This window comes from Rugamonas sp. GW822-FHT03B10, assembly GCF_058801745.1.
Genome location: NZ_JBXANP010000006.1, coordinates 55,416 through 75,867, shown reverse-complemented (window position 1 = coordinate 75,867; position 20,452 = coordinate 55,416). Strand labels below are relative to the sequence as shown.

Genomic DNA, 20,452 nt, shown 5'->3' with positions numbered 1-20,452 from the left:
GCGCGATTAGCGGTCGCCGTAGCTGCGGCGGGCGCCGTCGGTGCTGCGCGGGTTGCTGCCCTTGTAGCCGCCGCCGCTGGCGCCGTCACGGCGCGGTGCGTTGGGCTTGCTGAAGGTGCGCTGGCCCGGCTTGGCGCCGGTACGGTTGTCGCCCGGCTTCCAGCCGCCCGGACGGGAGGTCGAACGCGCCGGCGCCGATTTCTTCGGCTCGTAGCCCTCGATCACGTTGACCGGGATCAGCTGCTTGGTGAAGCGCTCGATGCGCTTCACGTTCATGCCCTCGGCGTGGTTCACCAGCGAGATGGCCAGGCCGTTGCGGCCGGCGCGGCCGGTGCGGCCGATGCGGTGCACGTAGTCCTCGGGGAACTTGGGCAGGTCGTAGTTGAACACGTGGGTGATGGTCGGCACGTCGATGCCGCGCGCGGCCACGTCGGTGGCGATCAGGATCTTCACCTGGCCGCGGCGCAGGCTGTCGAGGGTGCGGTTGCGCGCGCCCTGGTGCATGTCGCCGTGCAGGGCGGCGGCCGAGAAACCGGCGATGTTCAGGCGGTCGGCGATGGTGTCGGCGTCGCGCTTGGTGGCGGTGAACACCACGGCCTGGTCCAGCGAGTCGTCGCGCAGCAGGTGGTCGAGCAGGCGGTTCTTGTGCGACAGGTCGTCCACGAAGTGCACGCGCTGGGTGATGTTCTCATGCTTGTTGGCCGCGCTCAGGATCTGGATCACTTGCGGATCCTTGGTGATGCGGCGCGCCATGTTGCCCACCACGCCGTCCAGCGTGGCCGAGAACAGCATGGTCTGGCGCGTGGCCGGCGTCGCTTCGACGATCTTTTCGATGTCGTCGATGAAGCCCATGTCCAGCATGCGGTCCGCTTCGTCCAGCACCAGGATTTCCAGTTGCGAGAAGTCGATCTTGCCCGACTCCATGTGGTCGATCAGGCGGCCCGGCGTGGCCACCAGGATTTCAGGATTCTTGGCCAGCAGTTGCATCTGCTTGGGGTAGGGCATGCCGCCCAGGATGGAGACGGCCTTCAGGCGGCGCAGGTTGACGCTGTACTTGTCGGTGTTGGTGGTCACCTGCAGGGCCAGTTCGCGGGTCGGGGTCAGCACCAGCATTTTCGGCTGCGCGGCCTTGAAGCGCGGGCGTTCGCCACGGGCGCGGGCGGCCTGCATTTCCTGGTTGTTGGTGCGGCCGGCGGCGCCCGGTTCGATCTCGGACAGGCGGTGCAGCGAGGGCAGCATGAAGGCCGCCGTCTTGCCGGAACCGGTTTGCGAGGATACCAACAAGTCCTTGCCTGCGATGGCGGCAGGGATGGCCTGCTGCTGGACCGGGGTCGGCGCGGTGTAGCCGGCGTCGGTCAGGGCTTTGATGATGGACGTGTTGAGACCAAGTGCTTCAAATGTCATTCTTATCTTTCGTAAAAATCAGCGTTCGTGCAAACAAGCAGAACGCGAAATAGCAACGCCAACCAAAACGAAATGACTCAATCTAAATCGAAAGAAATTTCGGCACAAAAGCTTTGCGCCGGGACGGTGTCAGGTGCGACACACAAGGCGGGAGGGCTTTATAAGCGACATCAGTGCGATGCGCTAAGGCTTGCGAAGCTGCTAGTTATTTTTCGGGCGACCACCGTGAGGTAGCGCAGAGGCAGGACTATACCCGATTTCCACTGCGATTGCACGCTTTAATATGCATGCGCTTATGGATGTGCGGTTCTAATTTTCAAAAAGATAAGCTTGCCGATTCATAGTAAGATGTTCTTTGCTTAATTTTTTGCATACTCATCATGGCAACTGTCCGCATCCCTACCCGCAACTATCTGGGCGCCGTGGTGGCGCTGGCGTTGGCCGCGTGCGGCGGCGGCGCGGGCGTGCCCAGCGGCCCCATCGTGGTGGCGCCGTACCTCGACACCCCTTTCAGCGGCGCGAACGGGGCGCAGATCATCCCGGCCGGCGGCAGCCATACCATGGCCGCCGGCGAGAAGGTGATGGTGCCGGCCGGCACCATCATCACGTCCGACGGCAGCACGATCAATCTCAGCGGTTCGAACAACACGGTCAACGTGGCGGCGGGCGCGGTGGTGCGGGTGCCGTCCTCGGCCACCGGCACGGCCGACAACACGGTGGTGGCCAGCGCGGCCGTCGCGGGCGCCACGGTGAGCGCGCAATTGCTGGCCGGCCCATCCGCCGTGGGCGCGTATCAGCCGGTCGACGGCACCGGCGACCAGGTCCGCTTCGGCGGCCTGTTCCAGTTGACGCCCGATGGCGCGGGCAACCTGATCGGCTCCGACCGGGGCCGCCTGCGCCGCATCACGCCAGCCGGCGTCGTCAGCACGCTGGCCGCCTCCGCGACGCTCACGTTCGAGGGCGTGGTGGTCGATGGCGCAGGCAATATCTACGGCACCGACAGCGCCACCAACGCGCTGTACCGCCGCACCCCCGATGGCGTCGAGCGCCCGTGGGGCCCGGACTGGAGCAAGGTGATGGTCAATAACGGCGGCCAGTTGGCCATCGACGGCGCCGGCACCATCTACCGCGCCGATTACGGCAACCGGCGCATCCTGAAAATCACGGCCGCCGGCGTGGTCAGCGTGCTGGCCGGCGGCGGCTCGGGCGACGGCAACGACGGGGTCGGCGTCAACGCGGCCTTCCACGGGCCGTCCGGCCTGGCCGTCGACGCCGATGGCGCGCTGCTGGTCAACGACTACGACGCGGTCCGCAAGGTGTTGCCGAACGGGACGGTGACGACGGTGGCCAGGATCCCCAAGCGCGTCAACCCCGCCGATGGTTCGATCGCCGTCGATCATGGTTACATCTACGTGCCCACGGATGGCGCGATCCAGCGCGTGGCGCCGGACGGCACGGTGGACGCCATCCACTTCGCCAACGGCAACATGCCCTACATCATGACGCTGGTGTCCGATGGCCACGGCACGTTGTACGCGGGCACCGGGTGGTCGTGGCCGGTGCAGGTGTGGAAAATCTCCTTGTGACCGGGGTGGCGTGTTAATTGGAGAGAAACAAGCGCGTATGAGACGCTATACTTTATAAAAAGTATAACGTTAGCTACTTTCTAAAAGCTAGCCATGGGCTGGCGCACGAGGTGCATCATGCGTGGCAGGAGTTTTCCCCATATCTTGATCGTCGGCGGCGTGGCGCTGGGCACGGCCCTGGGCGCCATGCATGTCATGCGCGACATGACGGCGCCCAGGCCGGCGCTGGAACAGGCGAGCGCGGCGCGGCCGGCGCCCAAGGTGGCGGCCAGGAAGCCATCCCGGGTGCGGCAGGTGATCGCGCAGGCGTCGCAGACGGACAAGATCACCCAGGCGCTGGGCGGGTCGGATTAGGCGCGCGGGCCGTCCTACGTCAGGCGTCGGCCGCGCCGCAACATTTTTTGTACTTCTTCCCGCTGCCGCAAGGGCAGGGATCGTTGCGCCCCACCTTGGGCGTGGCGCGCTGGACCGGGCGGCCCGCACCCTGCGGGCGTGGCCGCGCGCCGTGGATCGCGATGATGGCCGGCGCCACGGCATCCATCCATTGTTCCGTTTCCTCGTCCGGCATCGGTGGCTCGCGCCCGTCGGACGCGGCCAGTGCGCGCATGGGGGTGAACCAGTCCGGCTGCGCCGCCTGCAGCGGTGCCCAGCCGGCCGCGTCCAGTTCCATGCCCGCCAGGAAGCCCTGGCACCAGGCCGCGATGCCCCATTCCGGGCCGCAGTGGAAGATCGGCTCGAAGCTGGCCGCGTCGTCCGCGAACCACTGCGCCAGATGGTTGTAATGGCGCAGCACCAGTTCCAGCGCGCGTTCGCGCTCCGGCGCGCCGCTTTCCATGTTCCACACGGCCGGCAGCCAGTCGCCAGGCGTGGTCAGGCCGGGGGCGACGACCAGCGCCGTCAGGAAGCCTTCCAGGGTGGAGACGTCGGTCAGGCGCGCGCCCGCGCCGGGCGCGGCCAGCAGCACGCCGAGCGCTTCGTATTCGTCGTCGGACAAGGGGGCGGAGAGTTGGGTGGGGCTCATGGTGGTGGCGGGGGGGGGGGGCAGGTGGGCCGGTCGGGCCCGGATGTAAAAAAGCCGCCCGGCGGGGCGGCTGGTCGGATGCGCCGGGGGGCGATCAGGTGTAGTCTTCGGCGTTCAGGCCCATCACGTGGGAGAAGCCGCCGTCCACGTAGGTGATTTCGCCCGTGATGCCGGACGCCAGGTCCGACAGCATGAAGGCGGCCGTGTTGCCCACTTCCTCGATGGTGACGTTGCGGCGCAGCGGCGCGTGCGAGGAGGCGAAGCCCAGCAGCTTGCCGAAGTCCTTGATGCCGGAGGCGGCCAGGGTCTTGATGGGGCCGGCCGAAATGCCGTTGGCGCGGATGCCCATCTTGCCCAGGTTCTCGGCCAGGTAGCGCACCGACGCTTCCAGCGAGGCCTTGGCCAGGCCCATGGTGTTGTAGTACGGGATGGCGCGGATGGCGCCCAGGTACGACAGCGTCAGCAGCGACGAGCCTTCCTTGAGCAGCGGCAGCGCGGCCTTGGCCATGGCCGGGAAGCTGTAGGCGGAGATGTCGTGGGCGATGCGGAAGTTCTCGCGGGTCAGGCCGTCCAGGAACTCGCCGGCGATCGCTTCGCGCGGCGCGAAGCCGATCGCGTGCACCAGGCCGTCCAGCTGCGACCAGCTTTGCGCCAGGTCGGTGAACAGGGCGGCGATCTGCTCGTCGCTCGAGACGTCGCAATCGTACACCAGCGTGCTGCCGAATTCGGCGGCGAATTCCGTGATGCGGTCCTTGAAGCGCTCACCGACGTAGGTGAAGGCCAGCTCGGCGCCTTCGCGGTGGCATGCCTTGGCGATGCCGTAGGCGATGGAACGGTTCGACAGCAAACCGGTGATGAGGATTTTTTTGCCTTGCAAGAACGCCATATAGACTCCGATTGCTACTGCTGCGCCGCGGCGCCGCCCGATAGGCGGTGACGGCGACAGTATGGGTTGTTTGGTAGTGGTGGCCAGGCCGGCGCGGCGATTCGCGCCGTCCTGGGACGCAACTTTGCGCGCTCAAGGTCTGGCTGCCGCAAGACCGAGATTGTAGGGCGTGTGCGCCGCGCTGGCAACTTTTCATCGTCGCCAACACGGGCCTCAGTCCTCGCTGCGGTGCCGGGACTTGTGGTAGCGGGAGACGCGGGCCTTGACCAGCTTGACCGGCGCGTTGGCGCCGTCATCGCTCTGGCGGCGGGCCGCCTTGTAGCCGCGGCCGCGCTTGAAGCCGCGGTCGGCCTCCAGCGCCACGATGGCGTTGTCGGCCACTTCCGGCGCGATGTCCACGTTGGCCGAGGTGGCCAGTTTGGGCACGAGGATGGTGGAGCCGGCCTTGAGCAGCGTCTTTTGCGGGATGTTGTTGGCCTGGCGGATCACTTCGGGCGTGGTGTGGAACTTGGAGGCCAGGGTTTCGATCCGCTCACGCGCGCTGGTGATCTTGTGCGTGGTCCAGGTCGACAGGGCGCGGCCCCACTGGGCCAAGTTCAGGTGGAACTTCTCCGCGTTCTCCTGGGGCAGCAGGATCTTGGTGTGTTCGCCGCCCGTGATGACGGGGCGGTTGAACTGCGGGTTGAGCGCCTTGAATTCGTCGACCGACAATTCGGCCAGGTGGGCGGCGATGGTCAGGTCGATGTCGCTGGTCTTGTCGACGGCCGTGAAGTAGGGCTGGTTGTCGATCAGCGGCAGGGTCAGGCCGTACTGGCCGGGGTTGGCGATGATGTTCTTGACGGCCTGCAGCTTGGGCACGTAGTTGCGGGTTTCGGCCGGCATCAGCTCGGACAGGCTCTCGAAGTCGGTCGGCTTGCCCAGCGCGCGGTTGCGCTGGATGGCCTTCTGCACCGAGCCTTCGCCCCAGTTGTAGGCGGCCAGCGCCAGTTGCCAGTCGCCGAACATGTCGTACAGGCGCTGCAGGTAGGTGAGGGCGGCGTCGGTCGAGGCCACGATGCCGCGCCGTTCATCCTTGAACACGGTCTGTTTCAGGTTGAAGTCGCGCCCCGTGCCGGGCACGAACTGCCACATGCCGGCCGCGTTGGCGCTCGACAGCGCCTGCGGGTTGAAGGCGGACTCGATGAAGGGCAGCAGCGCCAGTTCCGTCGGCATGCCGCGCTTTTCCAGTTCCGTGACCACGTGGAACAGGTAGCGCGAGGCGCGCGCCGTGGTGCGGGCCATGTAGTCGGGACGGCTGCTGTACCACGTGATGTGCTTGGCCACCAGCGGATTGTCCAGATCGGGGATGGCGTAGCCGGAGCGGATGCGGCCCCACACGTCCGTCTCGCGCAGCGCGTCTTCGCTGGCGGGGCGGGCCGACTTGGTGTCGGCCTTGGTGGTGAGGGTGAGGTCGGGGGCTTTGGCCGGGGCCGGCTGGAAGGCCGGGACGGCCGGCAGGCCCGCGTCGGCGGCCTGGCTCAACGCCGGTGCCAGCATCAGGGCCAGCGCCGCCAGTGCAGCGGAAGTGTTATTGCGTGCTTGCATAGTATTCCATTGTTGTCGGCGCAGAAACACCGGACGGACATGAATAAACGTGGAGTGTACGAAGGTCGACTAGCGGAGTCAAGAAATATGTCAGCCGCGTGACGGCCTCGCCGGTTGGTGCTTTTTGGCAATAATTGCCGGTGAGTACAATACAGTTGTCGTGGAATTCAGGGTAATTGGCCGCTCATCGGCGGCGCCACCGGGCCAGCATGGACCGGGCCGGGCGCTGGCGCAAGCGGCGCGCCAGGGCGGGCGCGATACATATATGAGATGGCGCAAAGAGTGCGTACAATTCGGGTTTTGAATCCAGGGACACACTATGCGCACCACCGCCGACGACCACGCCGCCATCATCGCCGCGACTGAACAATGGCTGGAGAAGGCCGTCATCGGCCTGAACCTGTGCCCGTTCGCGAAGGCCGTGCACGTCAAGAAACAGGTGCGCTACGTCGTGTGCGACGCCGACACGCCGGAGGCGCTGCTGTCGGCGCTGATGGATGAATTGCAATATTTGTCCGACGCCGACCCGGAAGCCGTCGACACCACGCTGCTGATCCACCCCAAGGTGCTGACCGATTTCCAGGACTACAACGAATTCCTGGACGTGGCCGACGCCGCGCTGGAGGACATGGATCTGGCGGGCGAGCTGCAGGTGGCCAGTTTCCACCCGCAATACCAGTTCGCCGACACCGCGCCCGACGAGATCAGCAACTACACCAACCGTTCGCCGTATCCGACCCTGCACCTGCTGCGCGAGGCCAGCGTGGAGCGGGCGGTGGAGGCCTTCCCCGAGGCGAGCGACATTTTCGAGAAGAACATCGCCACCCTGGAGGCCCTCGGCCACGAAGGCTGGGACAAGCTGGGCCTGAAGGTGGACTGAGATGACGAACGAATTGCCGGTGCGGCCCGACACCCCCTGCGTGGCCGTCTGCTCCACCACCTTCGACGAGATTTGCCGCGGCTGCGGGCGCAGCGTGGTGGAGGTGGCGCATTGGGTGGCCATGACGGCCGAGCAGAAGGAAACGGTGTGGCAGCGCATCCTGGCGCAGGGCTACCCGCGCCGCAACACCTGATCCCAAGCGACGCCCCCCGGCGTTTTTTTGGAGGCGGCTCCGGAAGTCTGGGGTCTGACCCCGGCTTCAAGGGGTCTGACCCCGGTTTCCGAAGCGGCTCCAAGGGGGCTGCCCCCGGTTTCAGAAGAGCTTCATGGGGTCAGAGGCCGGTTTCAGAAGTAATTAATAACTGCCGATGAAATCCTTCTTCCCAATCTCCACCCCGTTATGGCGCAGGATGTCGTAAGCCGTGGTGGCATGGAAGAAGAAGTGGGGCAGCGCGTAATGCAGCAGATAGGTCTGGCCCGTGAAGTGCTTGGTCTTCTCGCCGCTGCCGGTGGTGATGGCGCGCTCGGCGCTGCCGGCGATCTGCTCCGCCGGCACGGTGTCGATGAAGGCCAGCGTCTTCGCGATGCGCGCCTTCAGTTCCGCGAAGCTGTGCTCGTTGTCCTCGAATGCGGGCACGTCCATGCCGCCGAGGCGGGCGCTGCACCCTTTGGCGAAGTCGCAGGCGATCTGGATCTGGCGGGTGAACGGCAGCATGTCCGGATACAGACGGAACTGCAGCAGGGCTTGCGGGTCGATTTTCTTCTCGCCGGCGTGGGTTTCGGCCTTGTCGAGGATGGCCAGCAGGCTGTTCAACATTTGTTTGAACACGGGCACGGATGCGGAGTACATGGATAGGGTCATGGCGATTCCTCAGGTTGGGGGAGCGCAGATCATAGCCTGCCTGCGGTTTTTTCGCTGATAGCGCCACGACTGTTACATCGAAACGGCTTGCGGATGACTTTTCCGTGTTTTTCCGTGCATAATTCCGTGCAGGACAAACAGAGTTTGCGTTTTAAGAGATCCGGTGCCGCGGCGGTCGGCGGCGCCACACGAATCGAACCAACACAGCTTGATGATGCAAACTGACAAAACAGGCCGCTGTGGCGCGGCACATGCATGACTAGTGCCCTCTACCAGCAGGTGCGCGCCCGGCTGACCGCGCTGTATGGCCTGTCCATCTACGGCGCGCTGCTGCTGGTGGTGTTCGGCGGCCTGGTGATTCCGGCCATGATAGGCAGCTACCTGCTGATCGGCGTGCACGAGCAGCAGTCGGCCAAGGTCGCGTTGAACGAGGCGCTGCAGCGCAACGCCGACATCCTGGCGCTGGGCATGCAGGAATCGCTGTGGAACATGAACGCGGAATCGGCCCATTCGCTGGTCGAATCGGTCATGCGCGACCGCTCCGTGCTGCAGGTGGAGGTGACCGGCCAGGCCGACACCCAGTTCATCAGCGTGCAGTCGCCGCGCCGCGCCACCGGCCACGTGTTCCGCGCCGAGCGCGAGATCCTGGTGCGCGGCGAGCATATAGGCCGCATCATGGTCGAGATGGACGACGCGCGCAGCCAGCAGGACCTGCGCGAGAAGCAGCTGTCGTACGTGTTCGTGCTGGCGGCCCAGCTCACCGTGTCGCTGCTGCTGATCGTGCTGTTCCTGAACAAGCGCCTGCTCAAGCCCTTGCGCAAGCTGATGCGCTTTTCCGACCGCCTGTCCCATGGCGACTTCGAGACCCGGCTCGACCTGACCGGCAGCGACGAGCTGGGGCGGCTGGCCGGCCAGCTGGAGCAGATGCGGGTCGCCATCAAGCACCTGTTCGAGGACATCGGCCAGCGCGAGGAGCGTTTCCGCACCATCGTCACCCAGGTGCCGGGCGCCGTGTTCCGCTTCCGTCCGGACGGCCCGATCGACTTCGTGTCCGACGCCATCGAGGACATCTCCGGCTATTCGGCGGCCCAGTTCATGCGCAGCACCACCCACGCGTGGGCCAACCTGATCTGCCCCGAGGACCGCAAGGCGCAGCGCCGCTGCGTGACCCAGGCCGTGCGCGACGGCCAGCCTTACGAGATCGAATACCGCATCATCGACGCCACCGGCACCGAGCGCTGGGTGGCCGAGAACGGCCAGCCCCAGGTGGCCGACGGCGACGGCGGCGCGCCGTGGGTGGACGGCATCATCTCCGACATCAGCCAGCGCAAGCACAACGAGATGCGCATCGAAGCCCTGCTGGCCGAGCAGAGCGCCATTCTCGACAACGTGATGTTCGGCGTGATGTTCGTGCGTAACCGCGTGATCGTGTCCGTCAACCGCCGTTGCGAGGAACTGTTCGGCTACGAGCCCGGCGCCATGACGGGCAGTTCCACCGCCATCGTGTTCCCCAACGCCTTCGACTTCGAGGCTGCCGGCGCGCGCCAGTATTCGTCGCTGGCCTCGGGCGACTACTTCAGCGAGGAGCGCCACTACCGGCGCAAGGACGGCACCCTGTTCTGGTGCATGGTGAGCGGCTGCGCGATCGACCAGAACCGCCCCAACGAGGGCAGCATCTGGGTCTACGCCGACATCACGGCCCGCAAGGAGGCCGAGGAGAAGCTGCGCCTGTCGGCCACGGTGCTCGAACACATCGCCGACGGCGTGATGGTGGTGGACGCGGACGGCAGGATCGTGGCCGTCAACCCGGCCTTCACGCAGATCACCGGCTACAGCGAGCAGGAGGCGCTGGGCAAGGACCGCACGCTCACGCGTTCGGGCCGCCACGACGACGCGTTCTACCAGAGCCTGTGGACGGAACTGGTGACCACCGGCTTCTGGCGCGGCGAGATGTGGAACCTGCGCAAGAGCGGCGAGTTGTACCTGGAATGGCTGACGGTGAGCGCCGTGCGCGACAACCGGGGCCAGACCACGCACTACGTGGGCGTGTTCAGCGACATCACGCAGGTCAAGGAGTCGCAGGAGAAGCTCGACCATCTGGCCCACCACGACCCGCTCACGGCCTTGCCCAACCGCCTGCTGTTCAACGACCGCCTGCAGCACGCGCTGCAGCGGGCCTCGCGCGACCAGGAGCAACTGGCGCTGCTGTTCATCGATCTGGACCGCTTCAAGAACGTCAACGACACGCTGGGCCACCACATCGGCGACGAGCTGCTCAAGCAGGTGGCCAAGGCGCTGCAGGAAAAGCTGCGCGAGGGCGACACGCTGGCGCGGCTGGGCGGCGACGAATTCATCGTGCTGCTGGAGAACGTGGATGGCCAGCGCGGCGCCGGACTGGTGGCGGAAAAGCTGGTGGCCATGTTCGAGCAGCCGTTCATGGTGGCCGGACACGAACTGTTCGTCACCTGCAGCGTCGGCATCAGCCTGTTCCCGACCGACGCCACCGACCTCAATATGCTGATCCGCAACGCCGACGTGGCCATGTACCAGGCCAAGGCGCGCGGCCGCAACGGCTACAGTTTCTACGCGCCGTCCATGACGGGCGAGGGCGTCGAGCGCCTGCGGCTGGAGACCTTCCTGCGCCGCTCGATCGAGAAGGACGAGATCTTCCTCAACTACCAGCCGCAGGTGGAGATCGACACCGGACGCCTGGTGGGCGTGGAGGCGCTGGTGCGCTGGAACCATCCGGAACTGGGGCTGGTGCCGCCGGTGCGCTTCATCCCGCTGGCCGAGGACACGGGCTTCATCAACCAGCTCGGCAAGTGGGTGCTGTACGAGGCCTGCCGCCAGATGGTGCGCTGGCAGGAGGCGGGGCTGCATGTGCCCAAGATCGCCGTCAACCTGTCGGTCAAGCAGTTCGAGCGGGGCAGCATCGTCAACATGGTGGCCGACATCCTGCGCGAGACGGGGCTGGAACCGGAGCGCCTGCAGCTGGAGGTGACGGAGTCCGTCATCATGAACACGGGCGACGCGCTCAACTTCATCAACGACCTGCACTCGATCGGCGTGGGACTGGCGATCGACGATTTCGGCACCGGCTATTCGTCGCTGGCCTACCTCAAGCAGCTGCCGGTGCAGACGCTGAAGATCGACCGCTCGTTCATCCAGGACATTTCGACCGACGTGAACGACGAGGCGATCGCCATCGCCATCATCCAGCTCGGCAAGAGCATGAATCTGTCCGTGATCGCGGAAGGGGTGGAGACGGAGCAGCAGGCCGCCTTCCTGCTGCGCCAGGGCTGCCGTCTGGCGCAGGGTTATTTGTACAGCAAGCCGATGCTGGCCGAGGAAATGCTGCTGCGCTGGCGCGTGCCGGCGTAAGGCGGTCGTTCAACGGGGCGCCGCCGCGGCGGCCGCCCGGATGCGCGCCGGGGTCAGCCGCGCGCGGCGCGCAGCAGCGTGCGCAGGTTGCAGTCGTGCTGCCACTGGCGGCGCTCCTCGCTGGCGGCCGTCAGCGCGGCCAGTTCCGCGTCGCTGTGGCCCGACTGGGCCTGCACCAGGCGGTGCGCCACACCCGCGTCGGGCAGCATGGTGCCGAAGAAGGCCACCTGTTCGCCATGCTGGATCAGCAGGGTGGGGAAGTTCTCCACGTCCAGTTCACCCACCACGTCCGCGTTGTCCTCGATGTCGATCCAGATGAAGCACTTGTCGGGATGGCGGGCCGCCAGTTCCTCGAACGTGTTGCGGTAGGACGTGCAGGTGCCGCACCAGGCGGCGCAAAGGCAGGCCACGATCCAGCGCTCGCCGGCGAGGGCGGCGGCGATGTCGCGATGGTTGTCGGTGCTGAGGGTCAGACTGTGCATGGGAAATCGGCTTTCAGGGGCGCCCGCAGCGCCAAACGTGCATATTCTACATGGCAGCCGGCCGGTCGAGGCATGCTTCGGTGGCCGGCAGGCCGCGCCCGGCCGCGCAAGCGACCAGGCGCCGTCGTCGTCCCCGCCTTCAGGCCGGGGGGGAGGTCAACAGCTTGACCGTGCGGGTCGGATAGGCGAACTCGATCTTTTCCCGCGCGAAACGCTTGAACATGGCGAGATTGATGGCCTGCTGGATGTCCATGTACCGGGTGTAGTCCGCCGATTCAATGATATAGACCACCTCGAAGTCCAGCGAGGAATCGCCGTAGCTCTTGAAATGCGCGCGATCGAAACGAACCGGCTGCTGACTTGAGACGATCTCGCGCAGTATCCCCGGGACCCGCTCCAGCTGCTGTTCCGTCGTTTCGTAGGTGATCCCGACGCTGAACACCACGCGCCGGCTCTCCATGCGCTGGAAGTTGCGGATGCGGCTTTTCAGCAGGTCGCTGTTGGAGAACACGATCTGCTCGCCGTCCAGGCTGCGGATGCGGGTGGTCTTCAGGCCGACGTATTCCACGGTGCCGGCGATGCTGTCGACGATGATGAAGTCGCCCACGGCAAACGGCTTGTCCAACACGATCGACAGCGACGAGAACAGGTCGCCGAGGATGTTCTGCAACGCCAGCGCCACCGCGATGCCGCCGATGCCGAGGCTGGCGATCAGCGTGGTGATATTGACGCCGAAGTTATCCAGAAGCATCAACGCTATGATCAGCCACAACGCCGCGCGCACCATGAATCCGAGCGCGGCGGTGGAGGTCGTGCTGGCCATGTCCTCCGCGCTGCGGCGCGTCCGGTAATGGTCCAGCCAGCTGCGGATGCCGACATCGCCCCAGTGCGCCACCTGCAGCAGCAACACGACGATCGCGCCATGCGACAGCAATCCGGCGGTCTTGGGCGTCATCACCAGCCATTGCGCGCCGGCGTAGATGCCGATGCCGGCGAGGAACAGCTCGCTGGTGGCGGCCAGCACGGCAACGGCCAGGTCGTCGAGAAAAGTCTCGGTCTTGACGGCGATCTGGCCCAGGCGCCGCAACACCAGCGCATGCACCGTTTTCAGCAGCATGGCCGCCACCGCGGCGATGCCGAGCGCCACCAGCCAGGCGCCGAGCGTATTGCCAAGCAGGATGTAGGTCATCGCTCCGCCCTCATGCCGCGGCCAATGCTTCGCCGACGTCAGGCGCCATGACGGCCGCGAGGAAATCGTCCCCCCAGCGCGTGACATCATGCTCGGTGACGATCATCGCCATGCGCGCGGTGCGATAGGCGCGCTCCTCGATGCCCATGGTGAGCGCCTGATGCAGCGAGGCGGTCATCGCGTTGCTGTCGTACGGGTTGGTCAGCAGGGCGCCGTGCACCTCCACGGCGGCGCCGGCGAACTCCGACAGGATCAGCACCCCGGGTCTGTCGACCGCCTTGCGCACGGCGACGTACTCCTTGGCCACCAGGTTCAGGCCGTCGCGCAGCGGTGTGATCCAGGCGATGTCGCAGGCGGCGTAGTGGGCGACGATCTCGTGGAAGGGCAGCGAGCGGTAGAAGTAGCGCACCGGCACCCAGTCCAGCGTCGAGAAGCGGCCGTTGATGCGGCCGACGGCGCGGTCCACCTCCAGGCGCAGCGCATCGTAGATCTCCATGCCCGGCGCCGCCGGCGTGATGATGTTCAGCAGCGTCACCTTGCCCACATGTTCGGGGTGCGTCTCCAGCAGCCGTTCGAAGGCCTGCAGCTTTTCCAGCGAACCCTTCACATAGTCGAGCCGTTCGATCGAGACGATGCCCGTCACGCCGGCAAGGTAGTTGGCGATGGTGCCGGCCATTTCCCGCACATCCGGCTGCATCACCATGCGCTCGATCAAGGCCACGTCGGTGCCGACCGGGTGCACGCCGAGCCGTATGGTGCGGTCGCTCGTCTCGAGCCAGCTCGTCACGGTGTCGACGCCCAATGCGCAGCCGTAGGTCAGGAAGCGCGGCGCGCATGGCTGCGCGGGGCCGGTTTCGACCGGCGAGAACGAGCGCACGGCGTCGACAAAATTCTCCACATAGCGCGGAATATGGAATCCCACGTAATCGCACTGCAGCAGGCTGCCGATGATGTCGCGCCGCCACGGCAGGATGTTGAACACGTCGCTGGAGGGGAATGCGGTATGGTGGAAGAACGCGATCCGCAGATCCGGCCTCAGCGGGCGCAGGAACGCGGGCACCATCCACAGGTTGTAGTCGTGCAGCCAGACCACGGCGCCTTCCGCCGCTTCGCGCGCGGTGTGTTCGGCGAACAGCTGGTTCACTTCCAGGAACCGTTCCCAGTGCCGCTGATGGAACTCGGCCTTGTCGGGGAATGAAAAGATGATCGGCCAGAACGCTTCCTTCGAAAACTTCTTGTAAAACAGGTCCACATCCTCCGCCGTGAGGGCGATGCGGGCCGCGCGCAGATGCGGATAGGCGACCTCGTCGACCATCAGCCGGGCTTCAAAACCGGCCGGCGCGCGGCTCTCCTGCTGCGACCAGGCCACCCACGAGCCCTTGCGGCCGCCGGCGAAGAAGCGCAGCAGCGTCGGGATGATGCCGTTCGGGCTTTTCGGCCTGCTGCGCGTGGGCACGCCGCCGTCCATGGCCTCGTCGAAAGGCAGGCGGTGATAGACCATGACCAGTTCCGCGTCGCCCGGCCGGTCGGCCGGCGTGGCGTAATGGCGCGGGCGCACCAGCGCGCCGTGATGGGCGAGCCCCTCCAGGATGCCGTCGCAGCCCTCGCCGATGGCGATGTGCACGTGCGGCCGACGGCGCAGCCGCTGCACCAGCGCCGGTTCGGCGCCGCCGACGACAATGCCCCGCAATCCGGTCTCGAACATGGACAGGTCATTGAGCGTGTCGCCGGCCACCACGATGGTGTCGGGGGCGATGTTCAGCACCTGCGCCAGGCGCAATAATGCCGGGCCCTTGCCGACGCCGCGCGGCAGCACGTCCAGATAGCAACCGGCCGACAGCAGCAGGTCGCAGTCCAGCGCGCCGACTGCCGCCCGCAAGGCCGGCGTCACGTCGGCTTCGCTGGCCAGGAACGAGCAGCGACGCTCCTGCGGCACGCTTTGGCGGCGCAGCTGCGGAAAATCGGCGAGCGCCTTCAACACGGCCTGCGAGCCGGGCCAGCGGGCAGCGATTTCCTGCTGCAGGTTCTCCACCGGGCGCAGATCGTCGCCATGGACTATCGTGGCGCCGACGTCGGCGATGATGTAGTCGGGGGTGGGGATCGTGGGATCGCTGAGCAGTGGCAATATGGATTCCAGGCCGCGACCGGTCACGAACACCAGCCTGGCATTGCGCGGCGTCGCGGTGAACAGTTCGCGCACGTGGCGGCGGCCCTCGGTGCTACCGGCCAGCAATGTGCCGTCCAAGTCCGTGGCCAACAAAAAATGCCCCTGGGGGAGGCGGGAAGATGGGCGGAGAGATTCCACAACTGTCATAACAATTCATCCTTTAACAGCGATGCGTCCGGCGCCAGGTGAGTGCACCAGACCAGTTAGCGTGCGGCTTGCGGCGGGACGCAGCACAACACGCGCGGAAGCAACAAGGCGCGCGGCCATTGGTTGCAGGCGAAAATAGAATGCCGGGCCGGCCATGGGAGGCCGGCCGCGTTTCTTGATGGTGGGGCGTTATATTGATGGGGCGCTATTGTACTACGGAATGAAGAATGCATTTGTACAAATGTATTTCAACCGGCGCCGGCGCGGCCGTTGCCCGCAAAAGGCGGCGCCTCCCTGTCCGGCCGATTTCGGCGGCCCGCTGGACTTGTCCCCGGCACGGCAGGTTAAAATACGGCATGCCTACGATACTTGCCATTGAAACGTCCTCCGAACTGGCTTCCTGCGCGCTGCTGCGCGAGGGAGCCGTCATCGCCCGCGCCTCGTCCGGCGTGCGCACCCACTCCCAGTCCATTCTGCCGATGGTGCAGGAACTGCTGGCCGAAGCCGGCATCGCGCTCAAACAGTGCGACGCCATCGCCTATGGTTCCGGTCCCGGCTCCTTCACCGGCGTGCGCACCGCTTGCGGCGTGGCGCAGGGCCTGGCGTTCGGCGCCGGCCTGCCCGTGGTGCCGGTGGTGACGCTCGATGCGATGGCGCTGGCTTGCCATCAGCAATTCGGCGCGGACGAGGTGTTGACCGTGCTCGACGCGCGCATGGGCGAAGTCTATTGGGCCCAGTATCGCTTTGAAGCGGGCGCGGTGGCGCCGGCCGTGGTGTTGGCGCCGGCACTGGCGGCGCCCGAGGCGGTGCAGCCGCAGGGCCAGCCTGCCGCTTGCGGCAATGGCTTCGCGGCCTACGCCGAGGCCTTGTCCGGTCTGGCCTGCGCGCCGTCGGCCCACGGCGAGGTGATGCCGCACGCGGCGCAGATCGCGCAACTGGCCGCCGTGGCGTTCGCCGCCGGCCACACCGTGTCTGCCGCCGAGGCGCAGCCGCTCTACCTGCGCAACAAGATCGCCTACACCAGCGCCGAACGACGCGACATACAGGCGGCCAAGGCGGCCCAGGCGGATGGGGCGGGCGCATGAAGCCTGTGTGGGATCTGGCCCGGCTCCAATACGAGCCGATGCAGGCGTCCGATCTGGACGATGTGGTGGCGCTGGAGCAGACCGTGTATCCGCATCCGTGGAGCCGCGCCAATTTCGACGATTCGCTGGCCAGCGGCTACCAGGCCTGGGTGCTGCGCGATGCGGCCGGCGGGTTGCTCGGCTATTTCCTGTTGATGGTGATCGTCGATGAAGCCCACCTGCTGAACGTGGCCGTGTCGGCCGAGCGCCAGGGGCAGGGGTTGGGGCGCTTCCTGCTGAATCAGGCCGTCGCGTGCGCGCGCGGACTGGGCATGGAGTCGGTGCTGCTCGAAGTGCGGCCCTCGAACACGCGCGCGCTGGAAATCTACCAGCGCTATGGTTTCCAGCAAATTGGCCGGCGTAAGGCGTATTACCCGGCGGCCAATCAACAACGCGAGGACGCGATCGTCATGCGGTTCGGCATATGAGTCAGCAGTCTGCGCGCAGTTCCGTTTTCCTCGACGAGATGGGTGTCGGGCCCCAGTGGCGGTTGCGCCATCCGGTGCCGGCGCTGCCCGGGGCGCCAGCCGAATTGACGGAAGCGCCGCTGGAGGCGGCCGCGCCCGCAACCGCGCCCGCACCCGCACCCGCACCCGCACCCGCACCCGCACCCGCACCCGCACCCGCGCCCGCACCCGCACCCGCGCCCGCAATCGCGCCTGCGCCTGCGCCCGCGCGCGAGGCGGAACCCGCCGCCGTTGAAGTGGCGCCGGTGGTTGTTGCGCCTGTCGTGCCGGTGGAGGTGCCGGTGGCTGCTGCCGCCAGCATGCCCGACGCCGACGACGATGTGGCCGCGATCGACGTTGTCAACGCGTCGGCCGCCGACATCGGCGAGGAAGATTCGACGGCATGGTTCGACGATGCGCCTGTGCCCGCCCGTCCGGCGCCGGTCAGCGAGCAAGCCATCGCCGCCATGGACTGGCCGGCGCTGAAGACCGCCATCGCCAGTTGCACCCGCTGCGACCTGTGCGCGACGCGCCGCGCCGCCGTCCAAGGCCGTGGCCACACGGGCGCGCAATGGATGGCGCTTGTCGGCGCGCCCAGCAGGCTCGATGAAAAAGAGGGCCGCGCCGTGGCCGGCGAGGCAGGGCAACTGCTCGACAATATGCTCAAGGCGATCGGCCTGACGACGGAATCGGATGTCTACCTGACTGGCCTCGTCAAATGCCGCCCGTCCGGCGACGACGGCGCCGACCGTGCGCCTACCCCTGACGAAGTGGCGGCCTGCCGGCCATTCCTGGAGCGGGAGCTGGCGCTGACGGGTGCCGGCATGGTGCTCACCTTCGGCGGGGCCGCCGCCAAGGGCCTGCTGGGCGTGGCCTCGCGCGGCAAGGTGCACCGCCACGGCGCGTTGCCCGTGGTGGCGACCTACCATCCGGCCGACCTGCTGCGACGACCGGAAGACAAAGGCAAGGCATGGGCCGACCTGTGCCTGGCCAGGGCCACGCGTGACCAGGCCACCTGACATCGACGCCGACAACTACCAGGCGCGTTTCGAGCGTCGCTGGGGGCATTTGACCTGTTCCCCCGTGCGTGCGCTGGCCTGGTTGCTGGACGCGCCCGATCTGCTGGACCCCGCCTCGCCGCACTGGCGCGGCCGCATCGCCACGCTGGGCGCGGTCACGCCGGCCGTGGTCGACTGGCTGGCCGCGCTGGAGGCCGATCCGGCGCCGCTCGACGCCGCGCTGGGCCAGCGTTCCTATTCCCGCCTTGGCCTGTACGCGGAAAAGCTGATGGCCTTCTACTTCCAACAGCATGGCATGCTGGAAGCGCACGGTTTGCAGGTGCGCGCCAACCGCAACGACACGGTGGGCGAGTTCGACTTCCTGCTGCGCGATGGCGCCCGCCTGCTGCACTGGGAACTGGCGACAAAATTCTATCTGCTCGACAGCGCGGCGCCGTCCGATGTGGACGATGGCCGCTTCAATTGCCTGATCGGCCCCAACCTGGCCGACACGCTGGGCGCCAAGATGCGCAAGATCCTCGACAAGCAGCTGGCGCTGGCCAGCCATCCGGCCGCGCAGGCGCTGCTGCCGCAGCCCGTTGATTGCGCGCAGGCGCTGGTCAAGGGCTGGCTGTTCTATCCGGGCGGCGTGTGGCGCGCGCTGGACGGCATCTCGCAACCGCATTGCCACGGTTTCTGGCGCACGCTGACCGAGTCGGTGGCGCTGGAGGGGGAGCACTTCATGCTGATGCCGCGTCTGGAATGGCTGGCGCCCATGAAGGCGCCGCTGGCCACGGCGCCGGTGCTGGACCGGGCCGAGTTGGGGCAGGCGCTGGAGCGCCACATGGCGACGGTGGCCGCGCCGCAGATGGTGGCGGTGCTGGAACGGCGCGGCGACTGGTGGGTGGAGCGTGCGCGCGGCTTCGTGGTGCCCGACGATTGGCGCAGCCAGGCGGCGGCGCGCCGGCTGGCCGGCACGCTGCCGTCGTGATGGTTTAGTGCTTCATCTCGCCGATCAGCGCGAGCGAATCATGCTCGCGTTGATTGGCCGCGTGCTTGCGCATGATGAGCAGCATGACGCCGGCCACGAACAGGCCGAACAGGATGATGATGCCATCCAGCTCCAGGTGCAGGCGCAGCATCAGCGAGTAGATGGCCAGCATGGTCAGGATGGACAGGTTCTCGTTGAAGTTCTGCACCGCGATCGAATGACCGGCGCTCATCAGGACGTGGCCCCGGTGCTGCAGCAGCGCGTTCATCGGCACCAGGAAGAAGCCCGACAGCACGCCCACCAGGATCAGCAGCGGGTAGGCCAGCCACACGGAATGCACCAGCGTCATGCCCATCACGATGCCGCCCATGGCGATGCCGAGCGGGATCACGGTGAGCGACTTGCGCAGCGTGATGAAGCAGGCCGACAGCACGGCGCCCGCCGCCACGCCGATGGCCACCACGCCCACCAGGCTGGTGGCCTTGTCGTACGGCAGATGCAGCGACTTCTTGGCCCATTCCAGCACGATGAACTGCAAGGTGGCCGCCGCGCCCCAGAACAGGGTGGTCACGGCCAGCGAAATCTGGCCCAGCTTATCCTTCCACAGCAGGCCGTAGCAATTGGCGAAGTCGGTCACCAGCTTGATCGGATTGTGTTCCTGGTGCGGATATTTGCAGCCGGTGTCCGGAATCTTCAGGTTGAACAGGGTGGCCAGCACGTAGATGCCCACCACCACGCACAGCGCCGCTTCCGTCGGCGTGTCGATGCCGGTGTCCAGGAACGGCATGTCGAAACTCAGCAGGAAGGCCGAGGTGCGCCCGCTCACCAGCGCGCCGCCCATCACGGTGCCGAAGATGATGGAGGCCACCGTCAAGCCTTCGATCCAGCCGTTGGCGGCCACCAGCTTCTCCGGTGGCAGCAGCTCCGTCAGGATGCCGTATTTGGCCGGCGAATAGACGGCCGCGCCGAATCCCACCACGGCGTAGGCCAGCAGCGGGTGCACGTCGAAGAAGATCAGCAGGCAGCCGGAAATCTTGATCAGGTTGGCGATGAACATGACCCGGCCCTTGGGCAGCGAGTCGGCGAAGGCGCCGACGAAGGCGGCCAGCAGCACATAGAACAGCACGAAGGACAATTTCAGCAGCGGCGTGATCCAGCCGGGCGACTTCATGCTGATCAACAGGTCGATCGCAACAAACAGCAGCGCATTGTCCGCCAGGGACGAAAAGAACTGCGCTGCCATGATGGTATAAAAACCACGATTCATACGGGTGACCTGAAAACTTATCTGGCATGCTTTATAC

The 20,452-nt window shown here is 66.4% G+C and carries 18 protein-coding genes; 9 read left to right on the top strand and 9 right to left on the bottom strand.

Annotated features, from left to right (window positions below; translation table 11 throughout):
- Window positions 1-6 precede the first annotated feature (6 nt).
- Window positions 7-1,404, bottom strand: coding sequence for a DEAD/DEAH box helicase (locus AC1RQG_RS11855; RefSeq protein WP_493131498.1), 1,398 nt, complete (start codon window positions 1,402-1,404; stop codon window positions 7-9).
- Between the two features lie 380 nt (window positions 1,405-1,784).
- Here AC1RQG_RS11855 and AC1RQG_RS11850 point away from each other — a divergent pair, with 380 nt between their 5' ends.
- Both AC1RQG_RS11850 and AC1RQG_RS11845 read left to right on the top strand, forming a co-directional pair.
- Complete coding sequence (locus AC1RQG_RS11850; RefSeq protein ID WP_493131496.1) at window positions 1,785-2,990, top strand: NHL repeat-containing protein; 1,206 nt, start codon at window positions 1,785-1,787, stop codon at window positions 2,988-2,990.
- A gap of 117 nt (window positions 2,991-3,107) precedes the next feature.
- Window positions 3,108-3,344, top strand: a complete 237-nt coding sequence (locus tag AC1RQG_RS11845; protein WP_493131494.1) for a hypothetical protein — start codon at window positions 3,108-3,110, stop codon at window positions 3,342-3,344.
- 19 nt (window positions 3,345-3,363) lie between these two features.
- On the opposite strand, the gene AC1RQG_RS11840 is transcribed toward AC1RQG_RS11845, so the two are convergent.
- The 3 genes from AC1RQG_RS11840 to AC1RQG_RS11830 form a co-directional block, all read right to left on the bottom strand.
- Window positions 3,364-4,011 carry a UPF0149 family protein gene (locus AC1RQG_RS11840; protein WP_493131493.1) on the bottom strand — a complete coding sequence of 216 codons (648 nt, stop codon included), beginning with the start codon at window positions 4,009-4,011 and terminating at the stop codon, window positions 3,364-3,366.
- A gap of 94 nt (window positions 4,012-4,105) precedes the next feature.
- A complete protein-coding gene (gene fabI / locus AC1RQG_RS11835) occupies window positions 4,106-4,897 on the bottom strand; it encodes an enoyl-ACP reductase FabI (RefSeq protein ID WP_493131491.1) in 792 nt (263 codons plus the stop codon).
- A 213-nt stretch (window positions 4,898-5,110) separates the two neighbouring features.
- On the bottom strand, window positions 5,111-6,481 hold the full coding sequence (locus AC1RQG_RS11830) for a transglycosylase SLT domain-containing protein (RefSeq protein WP_493131489.1): 1,371 nt from the start codon (window positions 6,479-6,481) through the stop codon (window positions 5,111-5,113).
- A 319-nt stretch (window positions 6,482-6,800) separates the two neighbouring features.
- Here AC1RQG_RS11830 and AC1RQG_RS11825 point away from each other — a divergent pair, with 319 nt between their 5' ends.
- The gene (locus tag AC1RQG_RS11825) at window positions 6,801-7,361 is read left to right on the top strand and encodes a DUF1415 domain-containing protein (protein WP_493131487.1); all 561 of its coding nucleotides are present in this window, start codon (window positions 6,801-6,803) and stop codon (window positions 7,359-7,361) included.
- Window position 7,362: 1 nt separating this feature from the next.
- A complete protein-coding gene (locus AC1RQG_RS11820; protein ID WP_493131485.1) occupies window positions 7,363-7,554 on the top strand; it encodes a DUF1289 domain-containing protein in 192 nt (63 codons plus the stop codon).
- 162 nt (window positions 7,555-7,716) lie between these two features.
- Here the strand turns inward: AC1RQG_RS11820 and AC1RQG_RS11815 are convergent, their stop codons facing one another.
- Window positions 7,717-8,223 (bottom strand): DUF1993 domain-containing protein, encoded by a 507-nt coding sequence (locus tag AC1RQG_RS11815; RefSeq protein WP_493131483.1) that lies wholly within the window; start codon window positions 8,221-8,223, stop codon window positions 7,717-7,719.
- 255 nt (window positions 8,224-8,478) lie between these two features.
- Here AC1RQG_RS11815 and AC1RQG_RS11810 point away from each other — a divergent pair, with 255 nt between their 5' ends.
- Complete coding sequence (locus AC1RQG_RS11810; protein WP_493131481.1) at window positions 8,479-11,604, top strand: EAL domain-containing protein; 3,126 nt, start codon at window positions 8,479-8,481, stop codon at window positions 11,602-11,604.
- A gap of 53 nt (window positions 11,605-11,657) precedes the next feature.
- Here the strand turns inward: AC1RQG_RS11810 and AC1RQG_RS11805 are convergent, their stop codons facing one another.
- The 3 genes from AC1RQG_RS11805 to ggpS form a co-directional block, all read right to left on the bottom strand.
- The gene (locus AC1RQG_RS11805; RefSeq protein WP_493131478.1) at window positions 11,658-12,086 is read right to left on the bottom strand and encodes a thioredoxin family protein; all 429 of its coding nucleotides are present in this window, start codon (window positions 12,084-12,086) and stop codon (window positions 11,658-11,660) included.
- A gap of 139 nt (window positions 12,087-12,225) precedes the next feature.
- Window positions 12,226-13,275, bottom strand: a complete 1,050-nt coding sequence (locus AC1RQG_RS11800) for a mechanosensitive ion channel family protein (RefSeq protein WP_493131476.1) — start codon at window positions 13,273-13,275, stop codon at window positions 12,226-12,228.
- 10 nt (window positions 13,276-13,285) lie between these two features.
- Window positions 13,286-15,589 carry a glucosylglycerol-phosphate synthase gene (gene ggpS, locus AC1RQG_RS11795; RefSeq protein WP_493131474.1) on the bottom strand — a complete coding sequence of 768 codons (2,304 nt, stop codon included), beginning with the start codon at window positions 15,587-15,589 and terminating at the stop codon, window positions 13,286-13,288.
- A 356-nt stretch (window positions 15,590-15,945) separates the two neighbouring features.
- Here ggpS and tsaB point away from each other — a divergent pair, with 356 nt between their 5' ends.
- Genes tsaB through AC1RQG_RS11775 form a run of 4 tightly spaced genes read left to right on the top strand, consistent with a single transcriptional unit; the run spans window position 15,946 to window position 19,148 of the window.
- Window positions 15,946-16,674 carry a tRNA (adenosine(37)-N6)-threonylcarbamoyltransferase complex dimerization subunit type 1 TsaB gene (gene tsaB, locus AC1RQG_RS11790; protein WP_493131472.1) on the top strand — a complete coding sequence of 243 codons (729 nt, stop codon included), beginning with the start codon at window positions 15,946-15,948 and terminating at the stop codon, window positions 16,672-16,674.
- Window positions 16,671-17,141, top strand: a complete 471-nt coding sequence (rimI, locus tag AC1RQG_RS11785) for a ribosomal protein S18-alanine N-acetyltransferase (RefSeq protein ID WP_493131470.1) — start codon at window positions 16,671-16,673, stop codon at window positions 17,139-17,141. Before tsaB ends, rimI begins: the two co-directional genes overlap by 4 nt.
- Complete coding sequence (locus AC1RQG_RS11780) at window positions 17,138-18,178, top strand: uracil-DNA glycosylase (protein ID WP_493131468.1); 1,041 nt, start codon at window positions 17,138-17,140, stop codon at window positions 18,176-18,178. Before rimI ends, AC1RQG_RS11780 begins: the two co-directional genes overlap by 4 nt.
- A complete protein-coding gene (locus AC1RQG_RS11775; protein ID WP_493131466.1) occupies window positions 18,162-19,148 on the top strand; it encodes a DUF1853 family protein in 987 nt (328 codons plus the stop codon). The genes AC1RQG_RS11780 and AC1RQG_RS11775 overlap by 17 nt, the downstream gene beginning before the upstream one ends.
- A gap of 4 nt (window positions 19,149-19,152) precedes the next feature.
- Here the strand turns inward: AC1RQG_RS11775 and lplT are convergent, their stop codons facing one another.
- On the bottom strand, window positions 19,153-20,415 hold the full coding sequence (lplT, locus tag AC1RQG_RS11770) for a lysophospholipid transporter LplT (RefSeq protein ID WP_493131465.1): 1,263 nt from the start codon (window positions 20,413-20,415) through the stop codon (window positions 19,153-19,155).
- Window positions 20,416-20,452: the final 37 nt, after the last annotated feature.

Bases quoted from the DNA above. Each gene is read 5' to 3' on its own strand.
- AC1RQG_RS11855 (WP_493131498.1), bottom strand. From the start codon at position 1,404: ATGACATTTGAAGCACTTGGTCTCAACACGTCCATCATCAAAGCCCTG.
- AC1RQG_RS11850 (WP_493131496.1), top strand. From the start codon at position 1,785: ATGGCAACTGTCCGCATCCCTACCCGCAACTATCTGGGCGCCGTGGTG.
- AC1RQG_RS11845 (WP_493131494.1), top strand. From the start codon at position 3,108: ATGCGTGGCAGGAGTTTTCCCCATATCTTGATCGTCGGCGGCGTGGCG.
- AC1RQG_RS11840 (WP_493131493.1), bottom strand. From the start codon at position 4,011: ATGAGCCCCACCCAACTCTCCGCCCCCTTGTCCGACGACGAATACGAA.
- fabI (WP_493131491.1), bottom strand. From the start codon at position 4,897: ATGGCGTTCTTGCAAGGCAAAAAAATCCTCATCACCGGTTTGCTGTCG.
- AC1RQG_RS11830 (WP_493131489.1), bottom strand. From the start codon at position 6,481: ATGCAAGCACGCAATAACACTTCCGCTGCACTGGCGGCGCTGGCCCTG.
- AC1RQG_RS11825 (WP_493131487.1), top strand. From the start codon at position 6,801: ATGCGCACCACCGCCGACGACCACGCCGCCATCATCGCCGCGACTGAA.
- AC1RQG_RS11820 (WP_493131485.1), top strand. From the start codon at position 7,363: ATGACGAACGAATTGCCGGTGCGGCCCGACACCCCCTGCGTGGCCGTC.
- AC1RQG_RS11815 (WP_493131483.1), bottom strand. From the start codon at position 8,223: ATGACCCTATCCATGTACTCCGCATCCGTGCCCGTGTTCAAACAAATG.
- AC1RQG_RS11810 (WP_493131481.1), top strand. From the start codon at position 8,479: ATGACTAGTGCCCTCTACCAGCAGGTGCGCGCCCGGCTGACCGCGCTG.
- AC1RQG_RS11805 (WP_493131478.1), bottom strand. From the start codon at position 12,086: ATGCACAGTCTGACCCTCAGCACCGACAACCATCGCGACATCGCCGCC.
- AC1RQG_RS11800 (WP_493131476.1), bottom strand. From the start codon at position 13,275: ATGACCTACATCCTGCTTGGCAATACGCTCGGCGCCTGGCTGGTGGCG.
- ggpS (WP_493131474.1), bottom strand. From the start codon at position 15,589: ATGACAGTTGTGGAATCTCTCCGCCCATCTTCCCGCCTCCCCCAGGGG.
- tsaB (WP_493131472.1), top strand. From the start codon at position 15,946: ATGCCTACGATACTTGCCATTGAAACGTCCTCCGAACTGGCTTCCTGC.
- rimI (WP_493131470.1), top strand. From the start codon at position 16,671: ATGAAGCCTGTGTGGGATCTGGCCCGGCTCCAATACGAGCCGATGCAG.
- AC1RQG_RS11780 (WP_493131468.1), top strand. From the start codon at position 17,138: ATGAGTCAGCAGTCTGCGCGCAGTTCCGTTTTCCTCGACGAGATGGGT.
- lplT (WP_493131465.1), bottom strand. From the start codon at position 20,415: ATGAATCGTGGTTTTTATACCATCATGGCAGCGCAGTTCTTTTCGTCC.